This window comes from Romboutsia lituseburensis DSM 797, assembly GCF_900103615.1.
GTDB lineage: Bacteria > Bacillota > Clostridia > Peptostreptococcales > Peptostreptococcaceae > Romboutsia_F > Romboutsia_F lituseburensis.
In genome coordinates this window covers 22,501-41,942 of record NZ_FNGW01000010.1, presented here as the reverse complement: position 1 = coordinate 41,942, position 19,442 = coordinate 22,501, and the positions used below count along the sequence as shown (strand labels likewise).

Sequence of the window (19,442 nt, the reverse complement as noted above, 5' to 3'; positions counted from 1 at the left end):
ATACAATTTTGTCAATGTTAAATATTTTTTAAATATAAATTATGTTTATCATTAAAATAATAAACATTAGCAATATGCATAACTGTGCCTATTACTAAACAATTTTCATCAATATTAAAATTAGGTGTGTGAAGTGGATATATTATATTTTTATCTTCATTTCTACATCCTATATGAAAAAATACGCCCTTACAATTTTCTGTATAAAAAGAAAAATCTTCACCTCCTAATGATGGATGCTCTTTCATAATAAATTTATCTTTTCCTAGTATTTTTGATGTATTTTCAATTACTATATCAACCATATCTTTATCATTTATAACTGCTGGAAATCCATCCGATTCTATACTAAGTTCTCCACTACACCCAAAAGCTTCTGAGATTTTTTCTATTAAATTTCTTATTCTTATTATTAGAAAATCTCTAGTTTTTTTATCTAAGGTTCTTAAGATACCTCTCATTGTTATAGTATCACAAATTATATTTTGAGCTTCTCCACCTTGTATTTTTCCTATTGTTAAAACAGCACTATTAAAAGGTGAGATATTTCTACTAATAACGCTTTGTAGAGCAGTAATTATATGAGATGATGCTAACAATGCATCTATTCCATTTTCAGGATACGCTCCATGTGCTTTTTTTCCTTTTATACTTATTTTTAATGAATCTGTATTGGCATTTAAAGCACCATATTTAGTTTCTACATAGCCTACGTCTAAATGTGGCATAACATGCAATCCAAACATATAATCTACCTTAGGATTTTCTAAACACTTGTCTCTTACTAAGAATCTTGCACCACCTAATGTTTCCTCTGCTGGTTGAAATAAAAATTTTATATTTACATTTAAATTTTTTCTATCTTCATATAAAACTTTAATTGCTCCTAACAGCATAGTTATATGCGCATCATGCCCGCAGGCATGCATTACTCCATTATTTATAGATTTATATGAATGATTTGCTTCTTCTTGTATAGGTAAAGCATCCATATCTGCACGTATTCCTATAGTTAGCTTATTCATAGGATTTATTATATAAGCCATAACTCCTGTATGATCGCTAAATTCTTTATATTCGATTCCTATTTCATCTAGGTATTTTAATATTTTTTCTTTAGTTTTATACTCTTTTAACGATAATTCTGGTGTTTTGTGAAAATCTCTTCTTACATTAAAAAGCCACTTTTTTATGTCTTCACAATTTCTAAGTATATTTTCTTTATTCATTAACTTAACCCCTTTATATACTATTAAACTTTTAACCTTATATAGTACTGTGTTAAATATTTATGCTGTATATGTTTTTATATTACAACTCTTAATTTTAGTCTTAATAAAAATAAGCTATATAAAGAATATAGCCTATTTTTTACCTATTCAATTTTGAAAAAATTATATGGATCTTCTCTATTTAATATATCAATAAAAACTTTAACTATATCAGGATCAAATTGAGTTCCTGAATTTTTTTCCAATTCATTTATTGCATCTTTCTTACTTATTGCCTTTTTGTAAATTCTATCATTTGTCATTGCATCATATGAATCTACTACAGATACAATTCTTGATAAAAGAGGTATCTCTTGGCCTTTTAATCCAAGTGGATATCCATTTCCATCCCAACGTTCATGGTGCGTTAAAACACCTCTAGCTACATGAATTAACTCACTTGATGATTGCACAATTCTAAAACCTTTTTCAGTATGACTTTTCATTATTTCATATTCTTCATTAGTTAATTTACCTGGTTTTAATAGTATTTCTTCACTAATACCGATTTTACCGATATCGTGCAATTTAGCAACTAATATTAGTTCATCTAATTCTGCCATAGTTAATCTAAGTTTTTTTCCTATCTTTAATGCATTTTTTACAAGTCTTTCTGTATGTTCTTCAGTCTCTACACTCTTAGTTTCTAATCCTACTTTTAAGGAATTCATTATGGCACTACGTATACTTTTTTCTTGAAGTAACTTTTGTCTGTATACTTTATCTTCAGCTTCCTTGAATGTTTGATGTATATCTTTATTTATATTATCTGTAGTTGATGCTCCTAGGGATATGCTAATATTTATAAAATCTTGTTTCTTATTCTTACACTTATTAAGTATATCTTTAATTATTATTTCACAATACTTTTCATCGGCATGTGGTACTAGTACTACAAACTCATCTCCACCTATTCTGCATACATAACCTTTATCTTTACAACTTTCTTTTATTATATTTGCTATATTTTTAAGCAGCTTATCTCCTTCTAAATGCCCTACACTATCATTTATAAGTTTTAATCCATTTGCATCTCCCATTATTACACCTATAGGAAAATTTTCTTCTTTAAATAGTTCAATTGCCTTTTCTTCAAAAAAAGCTCTATTATGTGTACCGGTAAGAATATCTGTATAACTTAAATATTTTAACTTATTGTTGAACTCTTTTTTAGCAGTTATATCTCTAGAAATACCAACAACACCCATAACATCATTATTTTCATCTAAAGCAGGAAGCTTTGCAACTTCTCTATATTGTTTTGATCCATTTTCTAGAGTAAATGCAACTTCATTGTATATACTTTCTTTATTTTTTATTATATATATATCATCACTGATAAATTTTTGAGCTAATTTCTTGTCCTCATTTATTTCTAAGTCTGTTTTCCCAATTATATTTTTTATTCCTTTTTGTCTATAAAATGATTTACATCCCTCATTACAATAAACATACTTGTGGTTTATATCTTTGTAGAAAATAACTCCTGGTAATGTATCTATTATTGTATTTATTATATTTCTTTGTTCTTTAATCTCTTTGTCTTTTACTTTTATATCATTTATATTTCCAATAAATCCGCCGATTGCAATAGTATTACCTTCATTATTCAATATAGGAAATATAGTACATTCCCTATATTCTCCATTTAAATATCCTTCTTGAGTTCTAGCTTTTTTATTTTTTACTACCCAGTTTAAATGACTATTATATTTTTCAACTAACTCCCTATCAAATATATCTTCATTTTTTTTATCTATAAAATCACTTATGTCCTTTTTGTATATACTTACATATTCCTGTGTTACAAATTTAAATTTTCCATCTAAGCCTTTTATCCAAATAGGAAATGGAATATTTTTTAAAAATAACTTAAATATATTTTCCATAAAACTGTCCCCTTGTGTTTAATGATATTTTCTAGCTTTATTTATAATAATACATTTCCACTTTATACTCAAATAATATGTATATACAATTTAATTTTATTACTAATGTATTATGTATTTTTGAATTTTCTAAAAGGATTCTATTTTCTGAAAATAGAATCATATAATTAAGTAAGACTTATTTTAGTTATATATTTTAAAAAGGTGGGTGTTAAGTATGTTTGAAATGGTTAAATTTCCGTATAACAACAGAGCTGTTGCTAGATTAGATTCTAATAATGTAGTCCATAATCACCTGTATCATAATTGTCCTATTGGAAAAGTTGATGAAAATAATATAATTTATAATATTAGTAACGAGCCTATTGGAAGAGTTGATGAAAATGGCGTAGTATATTCACATCATATTAACAACACTTCTATTGGTAAGGTTTTAGAAAATGGTTTTATAGAAAAAGAAGGCTGTCTAATAGGCAGAATTGATACTAATAATTCTTTAGTAGCTGGAGGTGCATATTTACTATTAGTTCACGAAAATAGATAAATTTATTGTATTAAAAAAGGATAGTTTAAACTATCCTTTTTTTATATAATCATAATTATTTTAAATTTATATCATTTACTATTTTAAATTCATTATATTTGTCTTGGATTATCTCATATCTATATGAAAAAGTTCCTGCAATTAAGACAGAAGCTGCTACTATGATGGCTACTCTTTTCTTCTTTAATAATTCTTTACGATTCTTCATCTTTCTAAATTCATTCATGCTAATTACTTTATTCATATTATCCCCTCCAAGCAAACCTTTTCTTCTTATTAATATTTTACTATATTAACAAGAAAAAAATCTCATTTTTTGTCAAAGTGTTTATAATTTTAATTATATTAATAATCATAAATATTTTTTTGAACAAAAATAAAGTATCCATTAATGAATACTTTATTTTTGCTTTTTATTATTTTAAAAATTCATTTACAAATTCAATCATCATCGTTTTAAATATCCCACTATAATCTACTATTTGAGCTACTTGATTGTTATTTTCAGTATGGCTATTAAAGTTAGCTATTTTAAAAGTTAGAATACCATCTACATCTTCTACTAAGTATCCTATATCTATTGATTTAGATATATCTAAATCTCCCATATCTATATCTAAATCATCTATTATTTTTTTATTTGCACATAATATGCCTTGTGAGTATGAGCTCATATCTGTTGCAAACACTATATACTTAGCACTAGTATCTTTGTCATCTGATTTTATAAAAAGTCTATCAGTCAAGCTACTTTTTATCATTTTTATAGGTATTAAACTTTCATCAATTGCCTCATCTAAATTTTTCTTAGTAGTTTTTATAAAGCTTTCCATATCAAATTTATCAGACTCTATTTTTAATATGTTTAATGTATCTAAATTTTCTTTAGGTATATAATTTACTACATTTTCAAAAACATGATAGACATCTTTTACTTCATATCCCTTTTTAATAAAAGATTCTTTTATTTTATATTCTTTATCAAATTCTTCTATCAATTTAGGTAATTCTTCTTTAGTACTAGCATCTTTTATATTAGTTACAAATGGTATTACTTTACTTGGTTTCATCAAAAACATTTCTAAAGGTTTAATTATTTCATTCGCTTCTTTTATATCACTTTCTTCAAATGCTTTTTCTATTCCATCTTCTAAAAATGCTACTTCTACTTCCATTTCATATTCATCTTCATTTATTATATTGCTTCCAACTGGATACATAACGATTAATTTACTTTTGTCAAATACATATCCAAATGAATAATCTAGTTCTAATTGCTTGTTCATACATTTCTCCTTAGTTAATTATGTAAATAATTTTAGTTTATAAATATATATGCATATCCATATTATATACGTTTCATTATCACATTAATACCATTAGTTATATTTATTTTTATTCGATTGATAAATATTGATAGTATTATTACGGCTCCAAACAATCCTGATAATGGATATATAACTTTTACTAGCATTGCAAATGGCAACCTACCACATACAATCCCAATTACTGTACATAACACTGCTATTTTTATAAATCCAGATGATTTTTCAGGTGCAAAACTACTACAAACACTCCATAATAACGGAACTGCGGTTGTATAAATTCCAGCTATTAACATAATAGAAAACATCATTCCAACTATAGGACCTATTTTATCTGCCATATATAAAGTTGGAATTTCTGTAATATATATATTTTGTATATCTGACATTATACCTAAATTAAGTGCCATAGCAGCCATCATAAATATTACGCCACCAATTACTCCACCCCATATACAGTTTTTTTTATTCTTAGCAGTTGCTCCAACACCCACTAAAAATGGAGTTGCTATCACCAAGTTTAATCCACTATATATGATTCCAGTTAACCACCAATTATCAATAGCTTTGGTTACATTTACAGTAGAGATGATTTGATTTATATTAAAAAATGTCTCATAATTTCTAGCTATAGTTACAATTCCAACGCCAACTGAAACAATAGCTATCATAGGACCTATATTTCCAAGTATATCTATTACCTTATTTATTCCAAGCAGTATAGAAACTAAGGCAAGTATAGCCAATATAAGTGATCCTAAATCTTTATTTATTCCATAGTATTGATTCATTGAAGCTCCTGCTCCTGATACCATAACTACAAAACTACAAAGAAAAAATACTGGCATAAAAATTTTAAAAAATTTGCCAATATAGTTTCCACATAAATATGTAAATATGTCATTGCTAGATTTTAGCCTTACTGTCTTTCCTATTTCAAGCAATGCTGCACCACAGTAAGCTAGTACAATCATACAAATTAAATTAGACACAACGCTAATCATTCCATGAGCTGAAAAAAACTGCATTATTTCTTGACCTGTTGCAAATCCAGATCCAATACATACTGATATATATGTACCTGCAAACTTCATAATTTCTTTTAAATTACTACTCTTACCCATAAATTTCCTCCTTTCTTGTTCAAGCCCTTACTATGTATATGCCTATTTTATTTTATTTATAATTTATTTCATCATAAAAAATTTGATTTTTCCTATTTTATCAATCACTCTCCCAGTTATTTAAATCAAAATTTTCATATCATCTGCAATTTTTGATTTGATATAATCTTCGAAACAAATAAAAAAAGAGCATCTTTAATTAAAGATACTCTTTTTTATTTAATCTATTTTTATTTTTTTATATATTGAATTTAAATAAATTTAAATCCATTGTATTCTAAAACTTTACATGCATTATATACATCATATTCTTTTATTAAAAAGTAATTCTTATCTTCTACTTGCATTTCAAATACATTTATATTGTAATCTTCAAGAACTTTACTTATTTTAGATACTATTCCAACTAAATATAGATTTATTGGTTTTAATATTTCCATCAATCTCCAATCACCATCTACATTTACATCTTTCGGAATACTTTTATTTAAACATATTATACTTAAATTTTCTTTGAATTTAGTTATATAATAAAAACTACTTGTGTCTACACATATCGGTGAACTTATGTTATTACTTAAATTGCATACTGCATAATTTTCTTTAAATAATTTTAAATCCATAAAAATACCTCCGTGTATAGTAATATTTTTAAGCTACTTTTTTATCAAGAACACTGTTATATGCCTCTAAATTTAAATCTTTCTCACTATTTGCTACAACTAATGTACAAACATTATCTCCCATTACATTGACAGTAGTTCTAAACATATCTATAATTCTTTCTACACCCATTATTAGTCCTATACCTTCTAATGGTAACCCTACTGATTGTAATACCATAGATAACATTATCATCCCAACTCCTGGAACTCCAGCTGTCCCTATAGATGCTAGAGTAGCTGTTAGAACTATAGTCATCATATCATTCATACCTAAATCTATTCCATATATTTGTGCTATAAAAAGTGCTGCTACGCCTTGCATTATAGCTGTTCCATCCATGTTTATAGTTGCTCCCATAGGTATTGTAAATGATCTAGTTGATTTACCTACACCCAATTCTTCCATTATTTCTAAACTAACCGGTACAGATGCATTACTTGATGCTGTTGAAAAAGTAACAGCTGCTACTTGTGTGAATTTCTTTAAGAATGGTTTTATGTTTTGTTTTGTAAATAATTTAAATGCTCCTCCGTATACAACGCATACGTGTATCAATAAACCTATAAGCACTACTGCAACATATTTTAATAATGCAAATACAGCATCTGTTCCAACTGTTGCAAAAGTATCTGCAACTAATGCGAATACTCCATATGGTGCGAAAAGCATTATTATGTTTACCATTTTCATACATACTTCATTTGCACTTTCAAATAAAACTTTTAAAGGTTCTGCTTTCTCTCCAACTACATTTATAGCTATTCCTATAAGCATTGCAAAGAATATAACTTGTAGCATTTCTCCATTTGCAAGTGATTGAATCGGATTGCTTGGTATAATATTTAAAATTATTTCAACTATTGATTTCGATTCACCTATTGCTACATCTCCAGATACCATATGACTCATGTCTAATCCTATCCCTGGCTTTAATACATTACCTAATATAAGAGATATTATTATTGCTAATGCAGTAGTTGATAGATAAAACGCCATAGTTTTCCCACCAATTCTACCTAATTTTTTTACATCTCCCATAGATGCTGAACCACATATTAAAGAGATAAATACTAAAGGAACTACCATCATCTTTATAGCACTAGTAAATCCAGTTCCTAATACTTTAAATATTCCACCTAATATTAATGTATCTTTCATATACCCTGATGGTATTTGTTTTAATATTAATCCTACTATAAATCCTAACAATAAACCTAGTAAGATTTTGTTAGTTAATGTCATTTTTTTCTTCATGATCATTCTCTTCCTTTCGAACATTTTTGTTGTTTATATCTTAATTATACACTATTTTTTTATTTTATGCATTAAAAAATAAAGTTATCCAACTTTTATACAGCTTTATTTTTTATTTATTTAAGTTTGTTACTTTTAATACTTAAATAAATAAGTATTTTTAGTTTTGACCCAATTTATTTAATTCGTTTTTATTAAAATTCATTAATTTACATAGTTAGGTGTTTTTACTATTCATTTTCTAATTATTTTAAAGTGTATTTTATTTATAGCTTAATAAATTTAAGTATACATAACATTGATTATACTTATATAAACAAAACATACGTAACTTTATAATTAATAAAATTCCAATAAAAAAATATAGCAATAATTTGTAAACATTTTCACAAATTATTGCTATATTTATAATTTCAATATATTAATTTAAAATGGTAACTCATCTTCTGCAAGATCTAAACTTGATTCAGCTTTATTGAATATAGATGTAGCATCATAATATTGTTCTTGGTTAGATTCAGTTGATGTATTTTTTGAAAAGCTTAAAAACTTTACCATATCTGCTCTAACTTTAGTAGAGTATCTATTTTCTCCATTAGAATTTTGATATCTATCTACCCTTATTTGCCCTTTTATACAAGCCATGCTACCTTTATTTAAATATCTTGAGCAAGTTTCAGCTTGTCTACCCCACACCTCTATCTCTATAAAATCTGCTTTTTTCTCTTTATCTGGATTTGTATAATTTCTGTCTACTGCAAGATTAAATTTAGTCAATGCTGTTGATTCATTACCTATATATTGTATTTCAGGGTCTCTAGTTAGTCTTCCAACTAAAATAACATTATTCATGTAAATATCCTCCAATATAATATTAAGCTTTTCTATATCTTTACCATTCAACTACTATTTAATACATATTTTTCCAACCGATTATTATTTACTTATTCTAAGTTTATTGACATGACTACATTTTGTAACCTATACACAGTTTTTAAAGTATCATAATATCCTTAAGCATAAAAAATAGACATAGAAAAAATCCCTATGTCTATAAAAATGGTCTATCCAATTAAGTTCTTTAAATTAAATACTTTTAAAGTTTTTGCTTTTATATTAATTTCAAAATTTTTATCATCTTTAAATATGTCTTCTATATATTTCTTTAAGTTACTTTCTATATCTATTTCTTCAATAGTATTATCATCTAAATGTAGTTTTATATCATTCTCATTTTCACTTCTATTTACTACAATTAGCAGCTTTTCCTCTTCTGTCTTTCTTATAAAAGCAAATACATCCGCATTTTTCGTGTCTATAAATGAAGTTTCTCCATATATTAATGCTTTGTACTTCTTTCTTATTGTAGTTAAATTCCTGTAATATTCAATCATATCTTCATCTTCTTTCTTCCACGGATATGTTCTTCTATTATCAGGGTCTGTATTACCGCAAATGCCTGCTTCATCGCCATAATATATGTATGGTATGCCTTCAAAAGTCATCTGAATTCCTACTGCTAATTTAACTAATTCTTTATCCTCATCTAATTCTGTTTTTATTCTTTTTACATCGTGACTGCCTATTAAATTTAAATTAGACTTAAAAGCTTCACTTGGGTAATTTTCTTTTATTTGCATAAATCTATTTAACAGATCAATTGATTTAATATCATTTTTTAAGAAAGATACTATATTAGTTCTAAATGGATATCCCATAACAGAATCTAATTGTTCTCCTAAAAGATATTCTCTTCTTTGATTATAACTTATTTTATTAGATGCATCTTCCCATACTTCACCTATTAAAATATTATCATCTGATAAATCCTTCAGCTCTTTTTTAAATTCTTTTATAAATTGTTCAGGTAATTCATCTGCTACATCTAATCGCCAACCTTTAACTCCCATTGTAGTCCATTTTTTTAGGACACTATCATCATTTTTTATTATATAGTCTATATAAGTTGGATCTAATTCATTTACATTTGGTAAAGATTTAACGCCCCACCAACAATCATAATCCTCTGGATAATTATTAAATTTGTACCACGAATTATATTTTGATTCTTCTGATTGATATGCACCTAAATCACTGTATCTATTATATTTGTTAAAGTATATACTATCAGATCCTGTATGGCTAAATACACCATCAAGAATTATATGTATACCTTTTTTGCTAGCTTTATCTAACAACTCTCTAAATATTTCTTCATCACCAAACATAGCATCAATTTTTTTATAGTCCCCTGTATCGTATTTATGATTACTCGATGCTTCAAATATAGGACTTAGATATATTATGCTAACACCTAATTTCTTTAAATAACCCAGTTTATCGATTATTCCTTTTAAATTCCCTCCGTAAAAATCCCATCTAACTATATTTCCTTCATTATCCTTTATATACATTGGATCATCATCCCAATTGGCATATATGAAGCTATTTTTTTTAGGATTACTTACTTTTTTAGTTCTATTACCATTATTGAATCGATCTACAAATATATGATATAAAATACCTTCCTTATACCATTTTGGTACTTCATAGTCTTTATAAACTGTGATTTGATATTTATTTAGATCTTCATATAAATATTCACATGACTCTCCATTTTCCATATTCTTACCATAATATTTAGTTTGAACTACTCCATCTAACTCAACATCTACCTCAAAGTAATAAAAATAAACACCAACTTCATTGAATCCATTAAATTCGCCTTGATAATACTTTTTATTTTCTCTTATCAGACTTGTTTTTACTATTTCTACATTTTCCTTCATAATTACCCAGGAAATATTACTTATTTCATAATCGTCACTTACCCTAACTGATATCCTCATATCTTGGTTTAATGATAAGGCTCCAAAAGGAGCCTTATCTTCCCAAGAGTTATAGTTTATTACGTTCCCCATTAATCTCACATCCTTTAAACCAAATATCTCTTGCATAATCAGATATTGTTCTATCTGATGAAAATATCCCTGAATTAGCTATATTAATTAAGGATATTTTATTCCATTGTTCTTTATTTTTATATAACTTATTAATTTTGTACTGAGCTTCAGTGTAATTTTCTAAATCTCTAAGTACAAAGTACTCATCATTATAGGTTATTAATGAATCATATATAGCTCTACCTTCATTGTCCATATTAGGAATAAATCCATTAATAAGATCATCTACTACTCTCTTTATATATCGATTAGAATTATATAAATCCAATGCAGAATATCCACCATATTTGTTATAATGTAATACTTGATGTGCTTTCAATCCAAATATTACAATATTATCATCTCCAACTTGCTCGTGTATTTCTACATTTGCTCCATCTAAAGTAGCTATCGTTATAGCTCCATTCATCATAAATTTCATATTTCCAGTTCCTGATGCTTCTTTAGTTGTTGTCGATATCTGTTCACTTACTTCAGTTGCAGGTATTATCTTCTCAGCTAGAGAAACTCCATAATTTTCTACAAATACGACTTTTATTTTATTTTTTATTCTTTCATCATTATTAATTTTATTAGCTACAGAATTTATTAATTTAATTATACATTTAGCTAGATAATATCCTGGAGCTGCTTTCGCACCAAATATAAATGTTCTTGGTTCCATATTAAAATTAGGATTTTCTAATAATTCATGATATAAATGAAGTATGTGAAGTACATTCAATAGTTGCCTTTTATATGCATGCAACCTTTTGATCTGAACATCATATATAGAATTCGGATTAATATCTATTTCATATTCCTTTTTTATAAAATCAGCAAAATTTTTCTTATTATTTAATTTTATTTCTGCTAGTTTTTCTAATACTTCTTTGTTTTCTTTATATATTTCTAGCTTTTTTAGATGATTGGTATCTTTCTCCCACTCTTCACCTATTAATTCAGTAATATAATCGCTAAGCTCTTCATTACAACTAATAAGCCATCTTCTATGTGCAATTCCATTAGTTTTATTATTAAATTTTTGAGGTTCATCTAAATAAAAATCATTTAGAACTTCATTTTTTAGTATTTCAGTATGAAGGTATGCCACTCCATTTACACTATGACTCCCAACTATGGATAAATTAGCCATACTAATATTATTCTCGTTGATAATGCTCATTCTTTTTATTCGCTCATAGTCACTATATTTATCTGTTAGATCATTTAGATATCTTCTATTTATTTCTTCTATTATCATATATATTCTAGGTAATAATTTTTTCATCATATCTACTGGCCATTTTTCCATAGCTTCTGCCATTATTGTGTGATTTGTATAAGATATTGTATTTTTTGTAATTTCCCAAGCTTCTTCCCAAGATAAGCCTTCTTCATCTAATAGGATTCTCATAAGCTCTGGTATACATAATGTTGGATGTGTGTCATTTATATGAATCGCTACATTCTTTGATAAGTCAATTATTTTAAGTTTGTTTTTCTTATACTTTCTAATTATGTCTTGTATTCCTGCACTCACTAAAAAATATTCTTGTTTTAATCTTAATAATCTACCTGCATAATTTGAATCATTAGGATATAAAACTTGAGATATCTCTTCAGTATAGTATTTATATTTTAGTGCATCTTCATAGCTTCCTGAATGATTTTTTGCATTTGCTGTTATAGGACCAAAGTCTCTATTTACAATTTCACTTTTAAATAGCCTTAATGTATTTATATAATCATTCTTGTATCCGATTATAGGTATATCATATGGCATAGCCATGACAGGAATATAGTTTTTGTGTATCACTTTAAGTCTATCATTATCATTAACTAAATAAACATCTCCTTCAAATTTAACTACAGTTGCCTTATTTGGTCTAACAGTTTCCCATATATATGAACCTTGAGTAAGCCAGTTATCAGGTACTTCTACCTGATAACCATTTACAAACTTTTGCTCAAATAAACCATATTTATATCTAAGTCCATACCCATGACCACTTATATTAAGAGATGCCATAGAATCTAGAAAACATGCAGCTAATCTACCTAATCCTCCATTACCTAAAGCGGGGTCGCATTCCTCTTCTATTAAGTTTTCTAACTTTATTCCCATTTCTTTCAATCCATCTCTTATTGTATCTTCTATATCTAGATTTAATAGGTTCGACTTTAATTGCCTTCCCATTAAGAATTCTATACTAAAATAGTAAATTTCTTTTTCACAACCTAATCTGGTTCCAATCCATCTTTTAGATATAATATCTTTAATTACACTACATAAAACATTTAATAACTGTTCATTGGTAGCTCCCTCTATAGATTGTGCATATAGACTATACATTTTACTTTCAAAGTATTGTTTGAACTTTTTTTTACTTATTGTGATCATTAAATCGCTCCTTTAACTTAGCATTTCATGATACGTCTTTATATATTCCATAGCTGATTTTTTCCAACTGCTATCTGTATTCATAGCATTTATTACTAAACGTCTCCATTTATCTTTATCTTTGTAAAGTTCCATTGCTCTTTGAATACAATAAAGCATTTCATGAGCATTATAATTTTTGAAACTAAATCCATTTCCTTCTCCAGTAAATTTATTATATGGATTAACAGTATCTTTAAGTCCACCAGTTTCTCTAACTATAGGAAGAGTTCCATATCTCATAGCTAACATTTGTCCTATACCACATGGCTCAAATAAAGATGGCATTAAAAACATATCACTACTTGCATATATTTGTTGTGCAAGAGCACTATCAAAGGTAATATTTGCAGAAACTTTATTAGGATAAATAGATGCATAATAATTAAACATAGATTGATATTGATGCTCTCCTGTTCCTAATATAACCATTTGAATATTTTCTCTCATTATTTCAGGCATAATATAAGATATTAAATCAAGTCCTTTTTGTGATACTAATCTTGATACAATGCCTACTAACGGTATATCTGGGTTTACTTCTAAACCTAGCATTTTTTGAAGATGAAGTTTATTCTCTATTTTTTTGTCTATAGTATCTATATCATAATTTATAAATATGTCCTTATCTGTTTTTGGATTATTCAAGTCGTAATCAATTCCATTTAAAATTCCTTTTAATTTATATGAATTAGCCCTTAATAATCCATCTAAACTTTCACCATAAAATTCAGTTTGTATTTCACTTGTATAAGTAGGGCTAACTGTAGTAACTTTGTCACTATATACTATCCCCGACTTCATAAAGCTTACACCACCATAATATTCTACATCACCATTTTCTAAATATTTATATGGTAGATCTAAAACATCACCTAATACATTATTTGAAAATACACCTTGATATTGTAAATTATGGATTGTATAAACAGTTTTTATATCCTTATATTTTTCTAACCCATTGTATTTTTCCTTTAATATCAATGGTATCATTCCAGTATGCCAATCATTCATGTTGATTATCTCTGGATAAAAATCAAGTATCGCTAAAGCTTCTAATACAGCATTACTAAAGAAAGTATATCTTTCAACATCATCACCATATCCATAAAGATATGCAATCTCACCTTCCCTTTTAAAGTAGTACTCATTGTCTATAAAATAAAATTTAACTCCATCTAATTCCATTTCTAGTAGTCCACAATATTGATTTCTCCATCCAACTTTTACATTAAATACGGCTATTTCTCTTAACTTTTCTTTTAAGTAATTTGGCATAGTCGAGTATTTAGGCAATATAACCCTAACATCAACACCTTCTTTTTTTAATTCTTTAGGTAATGCATAGGCTACATCGCCTAATCCTCCAGTCTTAGCAAATGGCCAACACTCTGATGTTACATAAAGTACTTTCACTAAAAATTTCCCCCTCTAATTAAATACTTATATTTTTTTCTACAACTATAGGATAGTTTTCATCTCCTCTTAATTCTTTTCCTTTTGCTAAGTTTATATTTTTATCAAATATTACATTTTCTAAATTACACTCTTCCCCTATAAATGAATTTTGCATAATTATACAGTTTTCAATATTAGTGCCTTTCTTAATATGAACTTTTCTAAATATAATACTGTTTTTAACATTACCTTCTATAACACATCCACTTGCTATAAACGAATTTTCTACATTTGCATCTTCCGTATATATAGTTGGAGACTCATTTTTTTCTTTAGTAAGTATTTTTCTCTCCGAATAAAGTAATTCTCTAGCAATATTAATATCTAATAATTCTTTACTTATTTCAAAATAAGATTGGATAGACTTTATACATTTTAAGTATCCATCATACTTATATGCTCCTACTTGTTTATACTTAACAGCTTCAATTAAAAAGTCTTCTAAGTATTGGTAATCTCCTGTGTTTGTTAAATTGTATATAGCATCTATAAAATCAGTTCTTTTCATTATATACATTTCCATATATATATTTGCGTTGTTGAATGCACCTATATTGCTCCCCATATTTATAACTTTACTATCTTCATCTAAATTTAGTGTTAAATTACCTTTAAAATCATTATTTGCATTATCTACATTCTTATATATCATAGTTATATAGTTATTTGATTTCTTATGATACTTTAATGCTTCTGTATAATCCATATTGCATACCATATAACTAGGAGATACTAATATATATTCTTCTTCACTTTTCTTTATATAGTCTATGTTGCATAATATATTGTATATATCACCTTTTCTATAAGGATATATATTTTGAGATTCTGTATTTTCTGGACTAAATATTGATAATCCACCTTTTTTTCTACTTAAATCCCAATCCTTACCACTATCTATATGATCAGTTAAAGATCTATATTTTTCTTTAGCGAATATACCAATATTTGTTATACCAGAGTTAACCATATTTGAAAGAGCAAAATCTATAACTCTATATCTTCCTCCTATAGGAGTAGATGCTATCGGTCTTCCATAATTTAATTTACTTATATTTGGATTGCCCTTTTTAGTTAAGTTTATAAGTCCCATACACTCATTTCTCATTATTACATCCCCCCCTGTAATACTAACTCAGCTTTTACAATCTCATATTCTGATACTACATTTATTTCATTATTCTCGTTCTTTATAATTGCATTATCCTCTATTACTGCTCCTTCACCTATCATTGCTTTTTCTATAATTACATTTTTTCCTATCTTTACATTAGGCATTATAACCGAATCTTTTATTTCACTGCTTTCTCCAACCTCTACACCATGAGATAGTACAGAATTCTCAACTTTTCCTAGTATTATGCAGCCATCTGCAACTAATGAATTGGTAGTTTTAGCATCTTTACCAACATATTGAGGTGGCATAGCCATAGTATTTGTATATATCTTCCATTTAGGATCTTGTAAATCTAAAACATCTCTTGATTTTATAAGATCCATATTAGCTTCCCATAGGCTTTGTATAGTACCTACGTCTCTCCAATATCCTTTAAATGGGTATGCATACATCCCCACATTATCTTCTAACATTTTAGGTATTAAATCTTTACCAAAATCATCATAATTTAAATTTTCTTTTTGAGATTCTAAAAAATAGCTTTTTAACATTTCCCAATCGAATATATAAACACCCATAGACGCTAAGTTACTCTTAGGACTCTTTGGCTTTTCATCAAATTCATATATACTTCCATCTGTATTAGTATTCATTATTCCAAATCTAGATGCTTCATCCCATGGAACTTCTATTACAGCAATTGTTGCTTTAGCATTTTTTTCTTTGTGATATTCTAGCATTTTGCTGTAGTCCATTTTATATATATGGTCACCTGATAATATAAGTACATATTTAGGATTATAACTATCTATAAAGTTCATATTTTGGTTTATAGCATGTGCTGTACCCTTATACCAGTTACCTTCTTTTTCATTCATATAAGGTTGTAATATATATACTCCTCCATTTATTCTATCTAAATCCCAATGGCTCCCCATACCTATATGAGAATTTAGTATCAATGGTCTGTATTGCGTTAGGACACCTACTGTGTCTACTCCAGAATTTGAGCAATTGCTCAATACAAAGTCTATTATTCTATATTTACCACCAAATGACACTGCTGGTTTAGCTATCCTCTTTGTAAAAACTCCTAATCTTGAACCTTGACCCCCTGCCAAAATCATTGATAACATTTCCTTTTTCACTAGATATCCCCCTTAAATCTTAGTTAATTTATATTTTTATAATTTTTTTGTTTGTATCTTTACTTTTCTTAGTTTTATTTTTCTTATTATTTATACTAGATACAATTTCATTGTTTCCACCAATTAATATCTTCTCTGTTTTCTTAATTTCAATTTTATTTATTTTTTCTAAATTATACTTACCTTTTATAAATGTTGCGCCTAATGGAGGTACTTTTATTTTTATATGGTATTCTTTATTATGCCATTTTTCTTTTTGAGCAACTAGTTCTGCATTTTTCATAGTTTGATCCGAACCACCATAATTCTTATCATCAGTATTAAATACTTCTTCATATACTCCAGGATAAGGAACTCCTATTTTATAATCATAATGTACTAATGGTGTAAAGTTTATAACCGCTATTATAAAATCTTCTGTTTTCTTTCCTTTTCTCATTAAAACGATTACACTTTGCTCATTATTGTGAGGATCTATAAAATCAAACCCTTCATAACTATTATCAATTTCATATAACGCTTTTTCATTTTTATATAAACAATTAAGATCTTTTACATAATTTTTTATAGCCATATGAGGCTCTCTTTCTAATAACTCCCATTCTAATCCATATGCATATCTCCACTCTAATCCTTGTCCAAACTCACTACCCATAAACAATAATTTTTTACCTGGATGTACCATGTAATAAGCATATAAAGTTCTTAGATTAGCAAATTTTTGCCAAGGATCACCTGGCATTTTGTCTAGTAACGATTTTTTACCATGTACAACTTCATCATGAGATAATGGCAAAATATAATTTTCTGAGAATGCATACATAAAAGAAAATGTTATAAGTTCATGGTGATATTTTTTATATATCGGATCCATTTCCATATATTTCAAAGTATCATTCATCCATCCCATATTCCATTTGTATGTAAATCCTAAAGCCCCTGTATATGTTGGCCCTGTTACCATTGGCCATGCAGTTGATTCCTCTGCTATTATTAACGGATTTTTTACATTTTCATAAATTACTTCATTAAACTTTTTAATAAACTCTATAGCTTCTAAGTTTTCTCTACCACCATATTTATTAGGTTTCCATTCACCTATATCATAATCAAGATACAACATACTCGATACTGCATCAACTCTTATACCATCGATATGAAATTCATTAAACCAATAAATAGCATTAGAAATTAAAAAACTATTTACTTCTGGTTTTCCTAAATCAAAGTGAGAAGTTCCCCACCCTATATTTTCTGATTTTAATGGATCTTTATATTCAAATTGAGGTGAACCATCAAACTTGTATAAGCCATGGTTATCTTTACAGAAGTGACTATATGCAAAATCTACTATTACACCAATATTATTTTCATGACACTTATCTACAAATGCTTTAAATTCATTTGGTTTACCATGTCTACTTGTGCTGCTATAATAGCCTACTGTCTGATACCCCCAAGATTCATCAAGCGGATGTTCGGTTATCGGTAAAATTTCTATGTGCGTATATCCCATTTCTTTAACGTAATCAATCATTTCATACAATTCTTCGTATGAAAAAAAGCCTCCATCCCACTTTCTTTTCCATGAACCTAAATGAGCTTCATATATATTTAATGGCATCTGATTAGGATTTGATTTTTGTTTTTTTAACTGCCAATTTTTATCTTTCCACTTATAGCTTTCTAGATTATATACTATAGATGCTGTATTTGGCCTTAGCTCTGAAAAAAATGCATATGGATCTGATTTTAAACGACTTACGTTATCACATCCTACTACATTATATTTATAAGAATCGCCTTCTTTTACTTCACTTAATGATATATTCCATACACCGCTATTGCCTATATTAGTCATAGGGTGAGAGTTATTATTCCAATTATTAAAATCCCCTACTAAATACACTTCTTTCGCATTAGGTGCCCACACATTAAAAGAAAACATATTTTTTTCTTTATTTATATGACACCCCATAAATTTATAGCTATCATATGATTCTCCAGATTTAAATTGCTCGATACTTTTTACTAGAGAATCATAATAAGTCATCTTCTTCTGATTCATACTATAAATTGCTCTCCCCCTCTCATTAATCCCCTGTATAGTATTTAATTATATATCAATATGTGTTATTATTCACAATCAATTTTTAGCAAAATTCAGTCAATTCACATCTTTTTTCAGCATATTTTTATGTTTTAATACAAATTTATATAAAATAAGCTATAAAATTTTGTATTAACTAAAATTCTCCTTA

The 19,442-nt window shown here is 27.3% G+C and carries 15 protein-coding genes; 1 reads left to right on the top strand and 14 read right to left on the bottom strand.

What is annotated here, in order from left to right:
* Positions 1–17: 17 nt before the first annotated feature.
* Complete coding sequence (locus BLP75_RS15060) at positions 18–1,229, bottom strand: M20 metallopeptidase family protein (RefSeq protein ID WP_092727363.1); 1,212 nt, start codon at positions 1,227–1,229, stop codon at positions 18–20.
* 146 nt (positions 1,230–1,375) lie between these two features.
* A complete protein-coding gene (locus BLP75_RS15055; RefSeq protein ID WP_092727362.1) occupies positions 1,376–3,160 on the bottom strand; it encodes an HD domain-containing phosphohydrolase in 1,785 nt (594 codons plus the stop codon).
* Between the two features lie 217 nt (positions 3,161–3,377).
* Here BLP75_RS15055 and BLP75_RS15050 point away from each other — a divergent pair, with 217 nt between their 5' ends.
* Positions 3,378–3,704, top strand: coding sequence for a hypothetical protein (locus tag BLP75_RS15050; RefSeq protein ID WP_092727361.1), 327 nt, complete (start codon positions 3,378–3,380; stop codon positions 3,702–3,704).
* Positions 3,705–3,759: 55 nt separating this feature from the next.
* Here the strand turns inward: BLP75_RS15050 and BLP75_RS15045 are convergent, their stop codons facing one another.
* The 12 genes from BLP75_RS15045 to glgB all read right to left on the bottom strand — a co-directional run bounded on the left by BLP75_RS15045 (position 3,760) and on the right by glgB (position 19,249).
* Positions 3,760–3,948, bottom strand: a complete 189-nt coding sequence (locus BLP75_RS15045; protein WP_092727360.1) for a hypothetical protein — start codon at positions 3,946–3,948, stop codon at positions 3,760–3,762.
* A gap of 172 nt (positions 3,949–4,120) precedes the next feature.
* Positions 4,121–4,990 (bottom strand): hypothetical protein, encoded by an 870-nt coding sequence (locus BLP75_RS15040; protein WP_092727359.1) that lies wholly within the window; start codon positions 4,988–4,990, stop codon positions 4,121–4,123.
* A 62-nt stretch (positions 4,991–5,052) separates the two neighbouring features.
* Positions 5,053–6,153, bottom strand: a complete 1,101-nt coding sequence (locus tag BLP75_RS15035) for a YkvI family membrane protein (protein WP_092727358.1) — start codon at positions 6,151–6,153, stop codon at positions 5,053–5,055.
* 251 nt (positions 6,154–6,404) lie between these two features.
* Positions 6,405–6,776 carry an ACT domain-containing protein gene (locus BLP75_RS15030; RefSeq protein WP_092727357.1) on the bottom strand — a complete coding sequence of 124 codons (372 nt, stop codon included), beginning with the start codon at positions 6,774–6,776 and terminating at the stop codon, positions 6,405–6,407.
* A gap of 28 nt (positions 6,777–6,804) precedes the next feature.
* Positions 6,805–8,073 (bottom strand): dicarboxylate/amino acid:cation symporter, encoded by a 1,269-nt coding sequence (locus BLP75_RS15025; protein WP_092727356.1) that lies wholly within the window; start codon positions 8,071–8,073, stop codon positions 6,805–6,807.
* Positions 8,074–8,499: 426 nt separating this feature from the next.
* Positions 8,500–8,925 (bottom strand): single-stranded DNA-binding protein, encoded by a 426-nt coding sequence (locus tag BLP75_RS15020; RefSeq protein WP_092727355.1) that lies wholly within the window; start codon positions 8,923–8,925, stop codon positions 8,500–8,502.
* A gap of 212 nt (positions 8,926–9,137) precedes the next feature.
* A complete protein-coding gene (locus BLP75_RS15015) occupies positions 9,138–10,994 on the bottom strand; it encodes a glycoside hydrolase family 13 protein (protein WP_092727354.1) in 1,857 nt (618 codons plus the stop codon).
* Positions 10,972–13,419, bottom strand: a complete 2,448-nt coding sequence (locus BLP75_RS15010) for a glycogen/starch/alpha-glucan phosphorylase (protein ID WP_092727353.1) — start codon at positions 13,417–13,419, stop codon at positions 10,972–10,974. The genes BLP75_RS15015 and BLP75_RS15010 overlap by 23 nt, the downstream gene beginning before the upstream one ends.
* 12 nt (positions 13,420–13,431) lie before the next feature.
* Positions 13,432–14,874, bottom strand: coding sequence for a glycogen synthase GlgA (gene glgA / locus BLP75_RS15005; RefSeq protein WP_092727352.1), 1,443 nt, complete (start codon positions 14,872–14,874; stop codon positions 13,432–13,434).
* Positions 14,875–14,893: 19 nt separating this feature from the next.
* Positions 14,894–16,024 (bottom strand): glucose-1-phosphate adenylyltransferase subunit GlgD, encoded by a 1,131-nt coding sequence (gene glgD / locus BLP75_RS15000; protein WP_092727351.1) that lies wholly within the window; start codon positions 16,022–16,024, stop codon positions 14,894–14,896.
* Positions 16,025–16,026: 2 nt separating this feature from the next.
* Positions 16,027–17,181, bottom strand: coding sequence for a glucose-1-phosphate adenylyltransferase (locus BLP75_RS14995; RefSeq protein WP_092727350.1), 1,155 nt, complete (start codon positions 17,179–17,181; stop codon positions 16,027–16,029).
* 28 nt (positions 17,182–17,209) lie between these two features.
* Positions 17,210–19,249, bottom strand: coding sequence for a 1,4-alpha-glucan branching protein GlgB (glgB, locus tag BLP75_RS14990; protein WP_242872448.1), 2,040 nt, complete (start codon positions 19,247–19,249; stop codon positions 17,210–17,212).
* Between the last annotated feature and the right edge of the window lie 193 nt (positions 19,250–19,442).

What these genes read in the sequence shown, in the direction of transcription:
- BLP75_RS15055 (WP_092727362.1), bottom strand. Translation starts at nt 3,160, where the DNA reads ATGGAAAATATATTTAAGTTATTTTTAAAAAATATTCCATTTCCTATT.
- glgB (WP_242872448.1), bottom strand. Translation starts at nt 19,249, where the DNA reads ATGAATCAGAAGAAGATGACTTATTATGATTCTCTAGTAAAAAGTATC.
- BLP75_RS15020 (WP_092727355.1), bottom strand. Translation starts at nt 8,925, where the DNA reads ATGAATAATGTTATTTTAGTTGGAAGACTAACTAGAGACCCTGAAATA.
- BLP75_RS15060 (WP_092727363.1), bottom strand. Translation starts at nt 1,229, where the DNA reads ATGAATAAAGAAAATATACTTAGAAATTGTGAAGACATAAAAAAGTGG.
- BLP75_RS15035 (WP_092727358.1), bottom strand. Translation starts at nt 6,153, where the DNA reads ATGGGTAAGAGTAGTAATTTAAAAGAAATTATGAAGTTTGCAGGTACA.
- BLP75_RS15030 (WP_092727357.1), bottom strand. Translation starts at nt 6,776, where the DNA reads ATGGATTTAAAATTATTTAAAGAAAATTATGCAGTATGCAATTTAAGT.
- glgD (WP_092727351.1), bottom strand. Translation starts at nt 16,024, where the DNA reads ATGAGAAATGAGTGTATGGGACTTATAAACTTAACTAAAAAGGGCAAT.
- BLP75_RS15045 (WP_092727360.1), bottom strand. Translation starts at nt 3,948, where the DNA reads ATGAATAAAGTAATTAGCATGAATGAATTTAGAAAGATGAAGAATCGT.
- BLP75_RS15010 (WP_092727353.1), bottom strand. Translation starts at nt 13,419, where the DNA reads ATGATCACAATAAGTAAAAAAAAGTTCAAACAATACTTTGAAAGTAAA.
- BLP75_RS15040 (WP_092727359.1), bottom strand. Translation starts at nt 4,990, where the DNA reads ATGAACAAGCAATTAGAACTAGATTATTCATTTGGATATGTATTTGAC.
- BLP75_RS15050 (WP_092727361.1), top strand. Translation starts at nt 3,378, where the DNA reads ATGTTTGAAATGGTTAAATTTCCGTATAACAACAGAGCTGTTGCTAGA.
- BLP75_RS15025 (WP_092727356.1), bottom strand. Translation starts at nt 8,073, where the DNA reads ATGAAGAAAAAAATGACATTAACTAACAAAATCTTACTAGGTTTATTG.
- BLP75_RS15015 (WP_092727354.1), bottom strand. Translation starts at nt 10,994, where the DNA reads ATGGGGAACGTAATAAACTATAACTCTTGGGAAGATAAGGCTCCTTTT.